Origin of the sequence: Pseudomonas sp. s4 (genome assembly GCF_046764235.1) — a bacterium.
In the GTDB taxonomy this organism is placed as follows: domain Bacteria; phylum Pseudomonadota; class Gammaproteobacteria; order Pseudomonadales; family Pseudomonadaceae; genus Aquipseudomonas; species Aquipseudomonas asiatica.
This window is the reverse complement of sequence record NZ_CP177209.1, coordinates 1,697,963-1,712,696: the sequence shown is the minus strand read 5'-3', so window position 1 is coordinate 1,712,696 and position 14,734 is coordinate 1,697,963. Positions and strand designations below refer to the sequence as shown.

The following is a 14,734-nucleotide window of genomic DNA, read 5'->3' as shown; positions in this document are numbered from 1 at the left end:
AGGACGCGTCATACGCCAAAGGTCTGGTACCGATGCCCAAATCAGCGAATCGCTTTTTGCGCCTGCCGCGCATACCAGCGGCCGACCCTCAGGAGTCGGAACAGGCCTGGCAGAACGCCCCACAGTTGCTGGCCGCACTCAACGGCGCACGGCTGGGAGCCTGGCTATGGGATATCGACAGCGGCCGGGTGAGCTGGTCACGGGGCACCCAGGCTCTGTTCGGCTTCGACCCGCAGCGCCCGCTCCCCGCAGATATCGACTACCTCGACCTGCTGCCGGAGGAAGACCGTGCGCGCACACGCCAGGTGTTCCAGGCAGTGTTCAACGGCGAACCGGTGGAGCAGGCCATGCGCCACCGCATCCGCTGGCCGGACGGCAGCCTGCACTGGCTGGAGATCAACGGCAGCCTGACCCACGACCCGAACGGCCGGCCGCAGATGATCGGGGTGATCCGTGAAATCACCCGCCAGCGCGAGCGGGAAACGGCGTTGATCAATTCGGAAAAACGCTTCGCCACCCTGTTCCACCTCAGCCCCAATGCCATTTTGCTCACCCGACGCCACGACGGCATGATCTTCGAGGTCAACCAGCACTTCGAAGACATGTTCGGCTGGCCCGGTAGCCAGGTGATCGGCAAGACCAGCCTGGAGCTTGGCCTGTGGGCAAACCCCGAACAGCGCCACCAGTTGCTGGAGTCGACCCGTGGCAACACTGGCCCTTTGATAATGGAAGTCCAGTTCCGCGCTACCAGCGGCAAGGTACATGACGGCATCCTCTGTACCCAGGGCATCGAACTGGAGGGCGGAACCTTCCTGCTCAGCACCTTTATCGACACCACCGAGCGCAAACGTGCCGAGCAGGCCTTGAAGGACAGCCAGGAGCGCCTGGACCTGGCCCTGGATTCGGCACAGCTGGGCACCTGGGACTGGCATATTCCCAGCGGCATGCTCTACGGTTCGGCGCGCGCCGCGCAGCTGCACGGCCTGCCGCCCATCCCGTTTCACGAATCGTTCGACGCGTTTTTCGAAGGGGTCCCGGAGCAAGAGCGCAATTCGATGCGCCAGGCCTACCGCAGCCTGCGCGAAGGACCTGCCGGCAACTACCAGATCACCTACCGGGTACAGCTGGAAAACGGCATCTCGCGCTACATCGAAAGCCGCGCCCGGCTGTACCGCGACGAGCAGGGCAACCCGCTGCGCATGGCTGGCACTTTGCTCGACATCACCGACCAGGTGGAGCGCGAACAGCGCCTGAGCGCTTCGGAAGAGAAGTTCGCCAGCCTGTTCCAGGTAAGCCCCGACCCAATCTGTGTCACCCGCCAGGACACCGGGCAGTTCATCGAGATCAATCCGGCGTTCACCCAGACCTTCGGCTGGAGCACCGAGCAGGTGATCGGCCGCACCGCCGAGGAAATCGGCCTGTGGGCGGAGTCCATCGAGCGCGCGCAACGCATCGAGCGGGTAATCCGCGAGCAGGCCCTGAGCAACGTCGCCGTAGTGGTCAACCACCGCAATGGGGCACCGCTGACCTGCGTGATTTCCAGCCGCCTGATCACCGTCGATGACCAGCCTTGCAGTGTTACCACCCTGCGCGACATCACCCAGCAGCAGCGCGCCGAGGCGGCGCTGAAGTCCAGCGAGGAGAAGTTTGCCAAGGCCTTCCACTCCAGCCCTGACGCCATCACCATCACCGAACGCTACAGCGGTCGCTACCTGGAAATCAACGACGGTTTCTGCCGCCTGACCGGCTACAACGCCGCCGACGTGGTCGGCCGCACGGTGTACGAGATCGGCATCTGGGCCGACGACAAGCAGCGCAGCGCCCTGCTGGCCGAGTTGCGCGAGCGTGGCCGGGTGCATCATCGCGAGATGCTAGGGCGCAACAAGCGCGGCGACATCCTCACCGTGGAAGTGTCGGTGGAGCCGATCACCCTCAATGAGGTGGACTGCCTGCTGGTAACCGCCCGCGATGTCAGCCAGCTGAAAAACGCCCAGGCACAGATTCGCCACCTGGCCTACCACGACCCGCTGACCAACCTGCCCAACCGCGCCCTGCTGATGGACCGCCTGAGCCAGCAGATCGCCCTGCTCAGGCGCCACAACCTTCGCGGCGCCCTGCTGTTCCTCGACCTCGACCACTTCAAGCACATCAACGACTCGCTGGGCCACCCGGTGGGCGACACGGTGCTGAAGATCATCACAGCGCGGCTGGAAGCCAGTGTGCGCCTGGAAGACACCGTGGCGCGCCTGGGTGGCGATGAGTTCGTGGTATTGCTCAGCGGCCTGGAAGGCAGCCGCGAGCTGGTCGAAGAGAAAGTCCGCGGGCTGGCCGATACCCTGCGCGAACTGCTGGCCGAGCCGATGTCGCTGGATGGCCAGCGCCTGCAGGTAACACCCAGCATAGGCGTGGCGCTGATCCCTGACCACGGCGCCACCCCGGCCGACCTGCTCAAGCGTGCCGATATCGCCCTGTACCGTGCCAAGGATTCCGGGCGCAACACCACCCAGCTGTTCCATACCACCATGCAGAAGGCTGCCAGCGAGCGCCTGCGCATGGAAAACGACCTGCGCCTGGCCCTGGCCCGCGGCGAGTTGGCGCTGCACTTCCAGCCACAGGTGGATGCGCGCGACAACCGCATCGTCGGTGCCGAGGTGCTGCTGCGCTGGCATCATCCGCAACTGGGTCAGCAGCCACCGGCGCAATTCATTCAGGTGCTGGAAGAAAGCGGCCTGATCCTGGAGGTTGGCAGCTGGATACTCGACGAAGCTTGCGATGCCTGCGCACGCATGCTCGGCGACGGGCTGATCGACGCCGATGATTTCAGCTTGTGCGTGAACATCAGCCCACGGCAGTTCCGCCAGAACGACTTTGTCGGGCGGGTGCTGCGCAGCCTGGACGATTACCGCCTGCCACGGCAAATGCTGACGCTGGAAATTACCGAAGGCATCGTCATCCAGAACCTGGAGGACACCATCAGTAAGATGCGCGAGCTGAAACGCTACGGGGTGAGCTTTGCCATGGATGACTTCGGCACCGGTTATTCCTCGCTGACCTACCTGAAACGCCTGCCAGTGGACGCGCTGAAGATCGACCAGACCTTCGTGCGCGATGCGCCGGAAGACCCCAACGACGCCGAAATCGTCCGCGCTATCGTCGCCATGGCTCGCAGCCTGGAGTTGACGGTGATTGCCGAAGGGGTGGAACTGACCGAACAACTGGAGTTTCTGGAACGGCTGGGGTGCCACCTGTACCAGGGGTACTTGCACAGCCGGCCGCTGCCGTTGCCGGAGTTCCGGCAGATGTTGCTGGAGGCGCCGGCGGATTACTGAAACCGCTCCCACAGTGATCGCGCCAGCTTCTGGATGTTGTGCAAGACAGCCGCCACAAAAAAGGGCACCCCTAGGGGTGCCCTTTTTCACATCTACACGATCAGTTCAGCGCTGGCTTGTCGCCGTTGATCGGAATGCGCTTGGCCTTGGCCTCTTCAGGCACGATGCGCAGCAGGTCGATGCTGAGCAGGCCATTGGCCAGGCCGGCGGCCTTGACTTCAATATGGTCGGCCAGGCGGAACGACAGCTTGAAGGCGCGCTGCGCGATACCCTGATGCAGGTAGGTCACTTCAGCAGGGCCATTGTCGCGCTTGCCACCGGTCACGGTCAGGACACCTTTTTCAACCTGCAGGTCGAGGTCCTCTTCCTGGAAACCGGCTGCAGCAACCACGATACGGTAGTGGTCATCGCCATGCTTTTCCACATTGTAGGGCGGGTAGCTGCTACCGGCCTCGTTACGTGCCGCGGATTCGAACAGGTCGTTGAAACGGTCGAAACCAACGGAATGGCGGAACAGTGGAGCGAGAGAGAAAGCGGTAGTCATGGTCATGAACTCCTGAGATTCAGCAAGTAAGTCATTACGCGACCCGACTTCGGCATCGCGTACTCAAGAGATATGGCCGGGGGAAATGCTTTCAAGGGGGGAGCAGAAAAAATCTGGATTCCTGCACTGGATTTGATGGCCTCTTCGCGGGCACGCCCGCGAAAGGGCCGGATCAGGCAACACAAGCCTCCAAGGAAACCGCCTCAACCCCCAGCAACCGGCTGATCCGCGCACAGTCATCTTCCCGCCGCAATTCGGCAAACAGCACAACCGCTTCGGGATAACTGCGGGTCAGCATCGCCAGCCACTGCTTCATCCGCCCCGGTGCATAGCGCGGCGACAACTTGGCCTGGGCCTGACGCCAGAACTCGCGAAGCAACGGCAGCAGGTCGTCCCAGCTCATCGGCTGGTACTCCCGCCCGTCACGCGCCGCGGCAATCTGCAGCCCAAGATCGGGGCGCGAAACCAGCCCACGGCCCAGCATGATATCTTCGGCGCCACTGACCTCACGACAGCGCCGCCAGTCATCCACGGTCCAGATCTCGCCGTTGGCGAACACTGGCACCTTGACCACATCCTGCACCCGCGCCACCCACTCCCAGTGGGCCGGGGGCTTGTAGCCCTCGACCTTCGTCCGCGCATGCACCACCAGGTGCGCCGAACCGCCTTCGGCCAGCGCCATGGCACACTCCAGCGCGCCATCGGGGCTGTCGAAACCCAGGCGCATCTTCGAGGTGACCGGGATATGTGCCGGCACGGCACGGCGCACTTCACGCACAATGGCGTGCAGCAGCTCCGGCTCCTTGAGCAGCACCGCTCCACCGCGCGACTTGTTCACGGTCTTGGCCGGGCAACCGAAGTTCAGGTCTATCACCGGCGCGCCCAACTGGCAGGCCAGCGCGGCGTTTTCCGCCAGGCACACAGGGTCCGACCCCAACAACTGCACGCGCATTGGTACCCCTGCAGCGGTCCGTGCGCCATTGCGCAACTCGGGCGCCAGCTTGTCGAACGAGGAAGGCGGCAGCAGGCGGTCGCACACGCGAATGAACTCGGTGACGCACCAGTCGATACCGCCCACGCGGGTCAGCACGTCGCGCAGGATGTTGTCGACCAGCCCCTCCATGGGGGCCAGGGCAATTTGCATGTCGGGGTCTCGGCGGAAAAAGCCGGCAGTTTAACAAAAATTGCCGGTGTTTCAGGCGCCGATCAGCGCCGGGCCGTAACCGTCGAGGAACTCCGCCGGCATGCGCTTGGGCTTGCCGCTGGACAGCTCGATGCAGGCAAAGGTGGTCTGGGCGCGCAGCAAAGTCACGCCGTCGCGCGGGCGCCTGAGCTGGAAGCGCCGGGTCATGCGCAGGCGCTGGTCCCAGTCGATGATCCAGGTGGCCAGTTGCAACTCGTCATCCTCGTAGGCAGCAGCCAGGTAGTCGATTTCGTGGCGCACCACCGCCATGGCCCGGTCCAGCCGGCGATATTCGGCCAGGTCCAAGCCCAGGCGCTGGGAATGGCGCCAGGCGCAGCGCTCCAGCCAGGTGACGTAGACCGCGTTGTTGGCGTGGCCGAGGCCGTCGATATCCTCGCTACCGACGCGCAGGTCGATGACGAAGGGTGTTGCCAAGTCCCAGCTCATGTTCGCTTCCTTGGAGCAAAAGTGGATTTAGCAGGGACCGCCGAGGGAAAGTCCAGCCCTTCTGCACTTGCCTGCGGGGCTACGCGGTCCCTGAGCGGCCTTGCGTCGCGATGGGGCGCGCAGCGGCCCCAAAATCTCAGTCCCGACACAGATTGCCGGGGCTGCTGCGCAGCCCATCGCGACACAAGGCCGCTCCTACAGGCACCGCGCCAGCCCGGGCCAGCAGCTCCAGCACCGCTTCACTCAGGCGCGGATCGGACAGCACGCGCTGGTGGCCACCCGCCTCCAGCAGCATCAGGCGGCTATCGAACCAGGCCTTGTGGATAACCCGGGCCTCATCGGCTGCGACCAAGGCGTCATCGGCGGCATGCACCACCAGCCCGGGTAACTCCAACTGGTAACCCGTCACATCCAGCCGCGCAATCTGCATGCCCACATCCCGCTCCACCTGGCGAATGAATGCAGCCCGCGCCCGCGCCGGCAGACCCAGACGATGGGCAAAGCCACGCAGTACGCCCAATAGCCGCGCCGGGGCAGCGATGCTTACCGCTGCCTCGGTACGCAGCCCCATCTGCAAGGCCAGCAATACACTGGCGCCGCCCATGGAATGGCCAATAACCGCGCGCAGCGGCGGCAGCTCGCCGGCAGCTTCCAGCAGCGCTCGGGCAAACAACACCACATTTGCCTGTTCGCCAGGCGAACGGCCATGCCCCGGCCCCTCCAGCGACACCACCGTGTGCCCCGCCTGGACCAAGGTTTCGATCAACGCGGCAAACTGGGTCGGGCGCCCCTCCCAGCCGTGCATCATCAGCACGGTCGGCCCCTTGCCCCAGCGCAAGGCCGACAAGCCGAAGCGCAAAGTGATGCGCTCGGCGCTGGCCAGCACGGGCAACTCCCAATCCCGTGGCGGCAGGTTGCGAGGAGTCATGAAGGCACGGCGCATCTTGCCCGCGACATGCTCGGGGGCCAGGCGGCCCAAGGTGCCATTGACACCACGAATCCAGCTCAGGGTAGTCATCGCCATGCTCCAGGCTCAAAGCACCGCCGATTTGGCGGCGCGCAGAATACGATCGGACAGTTCGCTGGTGCCCAGGGCACGGGCAAGCGCCAGGCCACCAACCATCAGGGCCAGGTCGGCCAATGCCTTGTCGGCGTCCTCGGGGCGGTCGACCATGGCGGCAGCCATCAACTCGATGTGCTCGGCCAGAACCTCGCGGAAGGCCTCTGGCAGGCGCTGCATCTCGCCCAGCGAATTGGGCAGCGGGCAGGCATGCACTTCGGCATCACGGTGCTTGCGCGACAGATAGAACGCACTGGCCAGCGCCCGCCGCCCGGCGCCATCGAGGCTGGGGTCGATCTGCGCGAGCAAGGCGCGGCGCTCGCCCAGCAACTGGCGGAACGCTTCGAGCATCAACTCGTCCTTGCTGTCGAAGTGGGCGTAGAAACCACCGACGGTCAGGCCTGCCGCACCCATGACCTGGCTGACGCTGGGCTCGGCCGGGCCGTGCTGGATCAGCGCACTTCGCGCCGCCTCGAGAATGCGCTCGCGGGTTCTGCTCTTCTTGTCGCTCATCAGGCCACTCGCCAACAAAAATATGATGATCGAAATATTATTCGCATAATATTTTTTGGCAAGCAGAATCTGCAGCCGCCTGTCGGTCGCGAAATTTTGATTAGGGGAGAAAAACAAAAGGCCCATTCAATAATCGAATGAGCCTTCAAAGTCCCGCAAAACGCGGGTAAACGTGGCGTCCCCTAGGGGACTCGAACCCCTGTTACCGCCGTGAAAGGGCGGTGTCCTAGGCCACTAGACGAAGGGGACGTAACCTTCGTGCCGATCCGCTTACGCGAACCGCGGCAGAAATGGTGGAGCTAAGCGGGATCGAACCGCTGACCTCCTGCATGCCATGCAGGCGCTCTCCCAGCTGAGCTATAGCCCCGAAACAAAAGGCTCATCAGTAATCGACGAGCCTTTAAAGCCCTGCAAAACGCAGGAAAAGTGGCGTCCCCTAGGGGACTCGAACCCCTGTTACCGCCGTGAAAGGGCGGTGTCCTAGGCCACTAGACGAAGGGGACGTAACCTTCGTGCCGATCCGCTTTCGCGAACCGCGGCAAATTGGTGGAGCTAAGCGGGATCGAACCGCTGACCTCCTGCATGCCATGCAGGCGCTCTCCCAGCTGAGCTATAGCCCCGGATTTCTAGCCTCTCGGCCCAGCGACATCCTGAAACATCGCTTGTGCAAAACTGGCGTCCCCTAGGGGACTCGAACCCCTGTTACCGCCGTGAAAGGGCGGTGTCCTAGGCCACTAGACGAAGGGGACGAACCTTCTTACCTTCAAGACCCGGTTGCTGGACCCGGTCTTGCCCGACAGCCTTGGCTGCCAGACGGAATTTGGTGGAGCTAAGCGGGATCGAACCGCTGACCTCCTGCATGCCATGCAGGCGCTCTCCCAGCTGAGCTATAGCCCCACAATGTCGCTTTGAACCGAAGCGCTGGCTGGGTGCCTGGCGTTTCGTTTTCGTTCATCGCTGTGGACGGGGCGCATATTAAGATCGGATTGCAGGGCTGTCAAACGAATTTTTCAAAATATTCAAAAAATTTTTCACAGATAACAATCACTTACCGCCCTCCCCTTGCCAAAACTGAACACTGAGCCCCGTGGGAGCGGGTTTACCCGCTCCCACAAGTTCGGCTTATGGCCTCGGGACCACTGTCAGGCGATAGAGGCCAGCAGCTTTTCCCACTCTTTGTTTTCTTTCTTCGACACACCACCCAGCAGGTCCAGGGCCTGGCGCAGGCGGTAGCGGGTCAGGTCCGGGCCAAGGATTTCCATCGCGTCCAGCACCGAAACCGAGCTGGCCTGGCCGGTAATGGCGGCAAACATCAGCGGCATGGCATCACGCAGCTTCAGCTCCAGCGCCTCGACCACCGCCTGGATGCAACCGGTGATGCGCTCTTTTTCCCACTGACGCAGGCTTTCGAGCTTCCACAGGATCAGCTGGATCACCTGGCGTACCTGGTCGGCCGACAGCTTCTTGCTTTCGAACAGCTTGGCGTCCAGCTTCAGCGCGCCTTCGAAGAAGAACCCGCCCAGCGGGGCAACCTGGCTGAAGGTTTCCACCCGGCCTTGCACGTGCGGGGCGATCTTCATCATGTAGTCGCTGTTGAACGCCCACTTCTGCAGGCGCGCGGCGAACTCCTCGACCGACAGTTCGCGCAGCCACTGGCCGTTCAGCCAGGACAGCTTCTCGATGTCGAAGATCGGGCCGCCCAGCGAGATACGCGACAGGTCGAAGTGCTCGACCATCTCGGCCAGCGAGAACTTCTCGCGCTCGTCCGGCATCGACCAGCCCATGCGGCCCAGGTAGTTGAGCATCGCCTCGGGCATGAAGCCCATGCGCTCGTAGAAAGTCACCGAGGTCGGGTTCTTGCGCTTGGACAGCTTGGACTTGTCCGGGTTACGCAGCAGCGGCATGTAGCACAGCTTGGGCTGTTCCCAGCCGAAGTATTCGTACAGTTTGATCAGCTTGGGTGCCGATGGCAGCCACTCTTCGCCGCGCAGCACGTGGGTGATGCCCATCAGATGGTCGTCGACCACGTTGGCCAGGAAGTACGTCGGCAGGCCGTCGTTCTTCATCAGCACCTGCATGTCCATGCGGTCCCACGGGATCTCGACATCACCACGCAGCATGTCCGGTACCACGCACACGCCTTCGCTCGGCACTTTCATGCGGATCACGTGCGGCTCGCCAGCGTCCAGGCGGCGCTGCACTTCCTCGGCGCTCAGCAGCAGCGCGCGGCCGTCGTAGCGCGGGGTTTCGCCACGGGCTTGCTGCTCTGCGCGCATCTGCTCCAGCTCTTCGGCGGTGCAGAAGCAGTAGAAGGCATGGCCGGCGTCAACCAGCTCCTTGGCGTACCTGGCGTAGATTTCGCCACGCTCGCTCTGCCGGTAAGGGCCGTGCGGGCCGCCGACGTCCGGACCTTCGTTCCATTCGATGCCGAGCCAGCGCAGGGCATCGAAGATCTGCTGCTCCGACTCGCGCGTGGAGCGCAGCTGGTCGGTGTCTTCGATGCGCAGGATGAACTCACCGCCGTGCTGCTTGGCAAAGCAGTAGTTGAACAGGGCGATGTAGGCAGTGCCGACATGGGGGTCGCCGGTAGGCGATGGCGCGATACGCGTGCGTACGGTGGTCATGGAGAGTCTCGAACGAAAGATGAAACAAAGGCGGGATGTTAGCAGGAGGCAGGCACCGGGCTCCAGCAATGGCGCGAACGTCACTTGTCGACCGGCCATGTGCCGCTGTTAAATTTATTTACATTTCTGGAACGATAGTCCTCATGCCTGCCCAACTCAAACGCCGCCTGCTGGTCTTCTTCACCTTGGTGGCCGTCATCGCCCTCACCTTCCTGGGCCACTGGTACTTCAAGGGCCGCTTCTACGAAAGCACCGACAACGCCTACGTACAGGGCGAGATCACCCGCATTTCCAGCCAGTTGGGCGCACGCATCGACGAGGTGCGGGTCGAGGACAACCAGCACGTCAGGAAAGGCGACCTGCTGGTGCGCCTGGAGGCCGCCGACTTCGAACTGGCCGTGCAACGCGCCCGCGCCGCCCTGGCCACCCGCGAAGCCGAGCAGGTGCAGGCGCAAAGCCGCCTGACCCAGCAAGCCAGCCTGATCGCCGCCGGCCAGGCCCAGGTGGCGGCCAACCAGGCCACCTTCGACCGCTCGCGCCTGGACCTGAGCCGTGCCGAGAAGCTGCGCAAACCAGGTTTCGTATCGGAAGAACGGGTCACCACCCTGTCCGCGGACAGCCATGTCGCCGGCTCGCAGGTCGACAAGGCCCGTGCCGACCTGCAAAGCCAGCGCCAGCAAGTCAACGCACTGACCGCCGAACTCAAGCGCCTCGACGCGCAGATCGCCAACGCTCGCGCCGACCTGGCACAAGCCGAACTGAACCTGACCCGCTGTGAAATCCGTGCACCGATCAGCGGCAGCATCGGCCAGCGCAACGCGCGCAATGGCCAGGTGGTACAGGCCGGTGCTTACCTGCTGTCGATCGTGCCGGATGAAGACATCTGGGTGCAGGCCAATTTCAAGGAAACCCAGATCGGCCGCATGCAGCCCGGCCAGCGTGCCGAGCTGCTGTTCGACAGCTACCCCGACACACCGATAGAAGGCCGGGTCGACAGCCTTTTCGCCGCCTCCGGCGCGCAGTTCAGCCTGCTACCGCCCGACAACGCCACCGGCAACTTCACCAAGGTGGTGCAGCGTATTCCGGTCAAGCTGACCTTCCGCGCTGACAACCCGCTGCACGGGCGCATCCGCCCTGGCATGTCGGTGACCGCCACCGTCGACCTGCGCAGCGAAGACGAAGGCCACAATGGCCGGTGACCAGCTGCTCAGGCCAACCGCGGAGCCGACACGGCGGGACTGGATCGCGGTGATGAGCGTGATGCTCGGCGCCTTCATGGCGGTGCTGGACATCCAGATCACCAACTCGTCGCTCAAGGACATCCAGGGCGCACTGTCGGCGACGCTGGAGGAAGGCTCGTGGATTTCCACCTCTTACCTGGTCGCGGAAATCATCATGATCCCGCTCACCGCCTGGCTGGTGCAGCTGCTGTCGGCGCGGCGCCTGGCCGTGTGGGTGTCCAGCGGTTTCCTGTTGTCGTCGCTGTTATGTTCGATGGCCTGGAACCTGGAGAGCATGATCCTGTTCCGCGCCCTGCAAGGTTTTACCGGCGGTGCGCTGATCCCGCTGGCCTTCACCCTGACCCTGATCAAGCTGCCCGAACACCACCGCGCCAAGGGCATGGCCATGTTCGCCATGACCGCCACCTTCGCCCCCTCCATCGGCCCCACCTTGGGCGGCTGGCTGACCGAGAACTGGGGCTGGGAGTACATTTTCTACATCAATATCCCACCGGGCCTGGTGATGATCGCCGGCCTGCTGTACGGGCTGGAAAAGAAGGACGCGCACTGGGAGCTGCTGAAAAGCACCGATTACGCCGGCATCGTCACCCTGGGCCTGGGGCTTGGCTGCCTGCAGGTGTTCCTGGAGGAAGGCCACCGCAAGGACTGGCTGGAATCGCAGCTGATCGTCGGCCTGGGCAGCACCGCCCTGGTCAGCCTGATCACCTTCGTCATCCTGCAGTTTTCCAAGCCACACCCGCTGATCAACCTGCGCATCCTCGGCAACCGCAACTTTGGCCTGTCGAGCATCGCCAGCCTTGGCATGGGGGTGGGCTTGTACGGGTCGATCTACCTGCTGCCGCTGTACCTGGCGCAGGTGCAGGGCTACAACGCCTTGCAGATCGGCGAGGTGATCATGTGGATGGGTATCCCGCAGCTGTTCCTGATCCCGTTGGTGCCGCAACTGATGAAAGTGGTGTCGCCCAAGGTGTTGTGTGCCCTGGGGTTCTGCCTGTTCGGCGCCGCCAGTTTCGGCTCGGGGGTGCTCAATCCGGATTTTGCAGGGCCGCAGTTCAACCATATCCAGATCATCCGTGCCATCGGCCAGCCAATGATCATGGTGACCATTTCGCTGATCGCCACGGCGTATATACAGCCGCAGGATGCGGGTTCGGCGTCGAGCCTGTTCAATATCCTGCGTAACCTGGGCGGTGCGATCGGCATTGCGCTGCTGGCCACCCTGCTGGATGCACGGACCAAGGTGTATTTCGATTACCTGAGGGAGGCGGTGGTGCCGAGCAACCCGCAGGTGGCGGAACGGTTGGCGCAACTGGCGGAGCGGCTGGGCAATGACAATGCGGCGCTGGGCAAGTTGAGCGAGATCACTCACCAGCAGGCGTTGATCATGGCCTATAACGATGCGTTCCACTTTGTGGGGATCGGGTTAGCGGTGAGCATGGTGGCGGTGTTGTTGACCCGCAAGTTGCCGGAGGGGCTGAAAGCGGGAGAAGCACATTGAGGCTATTTCAAACTGTATGCGGTCCCTGTGGGAGCGGGCGTGCCCGCGAACACCGGCGCAGCCGGTGCCAGCCACCGCGTTGAATTCTTCGCGGGCACGCCCGCTCCCACAAGGCCCGCGCCAGGCTTCAGCTGGTAATCAACCGCTCGCGCAGCTGGGCAATCTCGTCGCGCAATTGCGCCGCGGCCTCGAACTCCAGGTCGCGGGCGAACTGCATCATCTTCTCTTCCAGTTGCTTGATGCGTTTGGTGATCTCGCCCGGCGTGCGCAGCTCGGCCTCGTAACGGGCGCTCTCCTCCGCTGCCTTGGCCATGCCCTTGCGCTTCTTGCTGCGCGCGCCGGGCACGGTGGCGCCTTCCATGATATCGGTGATGTCCTTGACCACACCTTTGGGCACGATGCCATTGGCCTGGTTGAATGCGATCTGCTTCTCGCGACGACGCTCGGTTTCGTCGATGGCGCGCTGCATGGAACCGGTGATGTTGTCGGCATACAGGATGGCCCGACCATTGAGGTTACGCGCAGCACGGCCGATGGTCTGGATCAGTGAGCGCTCGGAGCGCAGGAAACCTTCCTTGTCGGCATCGAGGATCGCCACCAGCGACACCTCGGGCATGTCCAGGCCCTCACGCAGCAGGTTGATGCCCACCAGCACGTCGAAGGTACCCAGGCGCAGGTCGCGGATGATCTCCACCCGCTCGACGGTGTCGATGTCCGAGTGCAGGTAACGCACCCGCACGTCGTGGTCGGCCAGGTAGTCGGTGAGGTCTTCGGCCATGCGCTTGGTCAGCGTGGTGGCCAGCACCCGCTCACCCTGTGCCACGCGCTTGCGGATTTCCGACAGCAGGTCATCCACCTGGGTAAGCGCCGGGCGTACTTCCACCTGAGGGTCGACCAGGCCGGTGGGGCGCACCACCTGCTCTACCACGCGCCCGGCGTGCTCGGCCTCATAGGGGCCCGGGGTGGCGGATACGAAGATGGTCTGCGGGCTGACGTCCTCCCACTCGTCGAAACGCATCGGCCGGTTGTCCAGCGCCGAAGGCAGGCGGAAGCCGTACTCGACCAGGGTTTCCTTGCGCGAGCGGTCGCCCTTGTACATGGCGCCGACCTGCGGAACGCTGACGTGGGATTCGTCGATCACCAGCAGCGCATCGGGCGGCAGGTAGTCGTACAGGGTGGGCGGCGGCGCCCCGGCCGGGCGCCCGGACAGGTAGCGCGAGTAGTTCTCGATGCCGTTGCAGTAGCCCAGCTCCAGGATCATCTCCAGATCGAAGCGGGTGCGTTGCTCCAGGCGCTGGGCCTCGACCAGCTTGTTGGCCTTCTGCAGGTATTCCAGGCGGTCCTTGAGCTCTTCCTTGATGCCTTCCACCGCCTCCAGCAGGGTTTCCCGCGGGGTGACGTAGTGGCTCTTGGGGTAGAAGGTGAAACGCGGCAGCTTGCGGAAGACCTCGCCGGTCAGCGGGTCGAAGGCGGCGATGTTCTCCACCTCGTCATCGAACAGTTCGATGCGGATGGCCTCGAGGTCCGATTCGGCCGGGAAGATGTCGATCACATCGCCGCGCACGCGGAAGGTGGCGCGGGCGAAGTCCATCTCGTTGCGGGTGTATTGCAGGTCGGCCAGGCGGCGCAGCAACGCGCGCTGGTCGAGCTTGTCGCCACGGTCCACGTGCAGGACCATTTTCAGGTAGGTCTCGGGGCTGCCCAGGCCGTAGATGCACGACACGGTGGTGACGATGATCGCGTCACGCCGCTCCAGCAGCGCCTTGGTCGCCGACAGGCGCATCTGCTCGATGTGGTCGTTGATCGAAGCGTCCTTCTCGATGAAGGTGTCGGACGACGGTACGTAGGCTTCAGGCTGGTAGTAGTCGTAGTAGGAAACGAAGTACTCCACCGCATTGTTGGGGAAGAATGCCTTGAATTCGCCATAAAGCTGCGCGGCCAGGGTCTTGTTCGGCGCAAGCACCAGGGTAGGCCGCTGCACCTGCTGAATGACGTTGGCGATGCTGAAGGTCTTGCCCGAGCCAGTCACCCCGAGCAGCGTCTGGTGCGACAGCCCCGCCTCGATACCTTCGACCATCTGGCGGATGGCCTCGGGCTGGTCGCCGGCCGGCTGGAAACGGGTGACGAGCTGGAACTCGGACATGACAGACCTCGCGGTGTTGCAGCAACTGTAAATTTAGCCAGTAGTCTATACCCAAATGCGCCCGCAGGGGGGCGCTTTCAAGGCACAGCTGTGAGCGCTTGTTGCAGTGGACCCGGCAATTAGACCAATGGTCGAAAAATATTTGCGCAAAT

General features: G+C 63.4%; 10 protein-coding genes and 6 tRNA genes. 3 read left to right on the top strand and 13 right to left on the bottom strand.

Features of this window, described 5'->3' with window-relative positions; translation table 11 throughout:
* The first annotated feature begins 32 nt into the window (after positions 1 to 32).
* On the top strand, positions 33 to 3,329 hold the full coding sequence (locus tag ACK56M_RS08075) for a PAS domain S-box protein (protein ID WP_015269429.1): 3,297 nt from the start codon (positions 33 to 35) through the stop codon (positions 3,327 to 3,329).
* 100 nt (positions 3,330 to 3,429) lie between these two features.
* Here the strand turns inward: ACK56M_RS08075 and ACK56M_RS08070 are convergent, their stop codons facing one another.
* From ACK56M_RS08070 to gltX, 12 genes are all read right to left on the bottom strand, one after another.
* Positions 3,430 to 3,873: an Hsp20 family protein gene (locus ACK56M_RS08070; RefSeq protein WP_003260273.1), complete on the bottom strand. Its 444-nt coding sequence runs from the start codon at positions 3,871 to 3,873 to the stop codon at positions 3,430 to 3,432.
* Between the two features lie 172 nt (positions 3,874 to 4,045).
* On the bottom strand, positions 4,046 to 5,017 hold the full coding sequence (locus ACK56M_RS08065; protein ID WP_409266272.1) for a tRNA dihydrouridine synthase: 972 nt from the start codon (positions 5,015 to 5,017) through the stop codon (positions 4,046 to 4,048).
* A 51-nt stretch (positions 5,018 to 5,068) separates the two neighbouring features.
* Complete coding sequence (locus tag ACK56M_RS08060) at positions 5,069 to 5,503, bottom strand: acyl-CoA thioesterase (RefSeq protein ID WP_411959356.1); 435 nt, start codon at positions 5,501 to 5,503, stop codon at positions 5,069 to 5,071.
* 136 nt (positions 5,504 to 5,639) lie between these two features.
* On the bottom strand, positions 5,640 to 6,521 hold the full coding sequence (locus ACK56M_RS08055; RefSeq protein ID WP_191471882.1) for an alpha/beta fold hydrolase: 882 nt from the start codon (positions 6,519 to 6,521) through the stop codon (positions 5,640 to 5,642).
* A gap of 15 nt (positions 6,522 to 6,536) precedes the next feature.
* Entirely contained in the window at positions 6,537 to 7,076 is a 540-nt protein-coding gene (locus ACK56M_RS08050; RefSeq protein WP_013971594.1) for a TetR/AcrR family transcriptional regulator, read from the bottom strand.
* Positions 7,077 to 7,249: 173 nt separating this feature from the next.
* Positions 7,250 to 7,325 (bottom strand) — tRNA-Glu (locus ACK56M_RS08045).
* Between the two features lie 42 nt (positions 7,326 to 7,367).
* Positions 7,368 to 7,443, bottom strand: a tRNA-Ala gene (locus ACK56M_RS08040).
* Positions 7,444 to 7,503: 60 nt separating this feature from the next.
* A tRNA-Glu gene (locus ACK56M_RS08035) sits at positions 7,504 to 7,579 on the bottom strand.
* 41 nt (positions 7,580 to 7,620) lie between these two features.
* A tRNA-Ala gene (locus ACK56M_RS08030) sits at positions 7,621 to 7,696 on the bottom strand.
* A 53-nt stretch (positions 7,697 to 7,749) separates the two neighbouring features.
* Positions 7,750 to 7,825 (bottom strand) — tRNA-Glu (locus ACK56M_RS08025).
* Between the two features lie 72 nt (positions 7,826 to 7,897).
* Positions 7,898 to 7,973 (bottom strand) — tRNA-Ala (locus ACK56M_RS08020).
* 245 nt (positions 7,974 to 8,218) lie between these two features.
* Positions 8,219 to 9,700 carry a glutamate--tRNA ligase gene (gltX, locus tag ACK56M_RS08015; RefSeq protein WP_015269425.1) on the bottom strand — a complete coding sequence of 494 codons (1,482 nt, stop codon included), beginning with the start codon at positions 9,698 to 9,700 and terminating at the stop codon, positions 8,219 to 8,221.
* Positions 9,701 to 9,843: 143 nt separating this feature from the next.
* On the opposite strand from gltX, the gene ACK56M_RS08010 reads away from it, so the two are divergent.
* Together ACK56M_RS08010 and ACK56M_RS08005 are read left to right on the top strand one after the other, a co-directional pair.
* Entirely contained in the window at positions 9,844 to 10,899 is a 1,056-nt protein-coding gene (locus ACK56M_RS08010) for an HlyD family secretion protein (RefSeq protein ID WP_015269424.1), read from the top strand.
* Between the two features lie 49 nt (positions 10,900 to 10,948).
* Entirely contained in the window at positions 10,949 to 12,439 is a 1,491-nt protein-coding gene (locus ACK56M_RS08005) for an MDR family MFS transporter (RefSeq protein ID WP_170976291.1), read from the top strand.
* 127 nt (positions 12,440 to 12,566) lie between these two features.
* Here the strand turns inward: ACK56M_RS08005 and uvrB are convergent, their stop codons facing one another.
* Positions 12,567 to 14,582, bottom strand: coding sequence for an excinuclease ABC subunit UvrB (gene uvrB / locus ACK56M_RS08000; protein WP_015269422.1), 2,016 nt, complete (start codon positions 14,580 to 14,582; stop codon positions 12,567 to 12,569).
* Between the last annotated feature and the right edge of the window lie 152 nt (positions 14,583 to 14,734).

Excerpts from the sequence above, each read along its gene's own strand:
- ACK56M_RS08075 (WP_015269429.1), top strand. The coding sequence starts at position 33 with ATGCCCAAATCAGCGAATCGCTTTTTGCGCCTGCCGCGCATACCAGCG.
- ACK56M_RS08070 (WP_003260273.1), bottom strand. The coding sequence starts at position 3,873 with ATGACTACCGCTTTCTCTCTCGCTCCACTGTTCCGCCATTCCGTTGGT.
- ACK56M_RS08065 (WP_409266272.1), bottom strand. The coding sequence starts at position 5,017 with ATGCAAATTGCCCTGGCCCCCATGGAGGGGCTGGTCGACAACATCCTG.
- ACK56M_RS08060 (WP_411959356.1), bottom strand. The coding sequence starts at position 5,503 with ATGAGCTGGGACTTGGCAACACCCTTCGTCATCGACCTGCGCGTCGGT.
- ACK56M_RS08055 (WP_191471882.1), bottom strand. The coding sequence starts at position 6,521 with ATGACTACCCTGAGCTGGATTCGTGGTGTCAATGGCACCTTGGGCCGC.
- ACK56M_RS08050 (WP_013971594.1), bottom strand. The coding sequence starts at position 7,076 with ATGAGCGACAAGAAGAGCAGAACCCGCGAGCGCATTCTCGAGGCGGCG.
- gltX (WP_015269425.1), bottom strand. The coding sequence starts at position 9,700 with ATGACCACCGTACGCACGCGTATCGCGCCATCGCCTACCGGCGACCCC.
- ACK56M_RS08010 (WP_015269424.1), top strand. The coding sequence starts at position 9,844 with ATGCCTGCCCAACTCAAACGCCGCCTGCTGGTCTTCTTCACCTTGGTG.
- uvrB (WP_015269422.1), bottom strand. The coding sequence starts at position 14,582 with ATGTCCGAGTTCCAGCTCGTCACCCGTTTCCAGCCGGCCGGCGACCAG.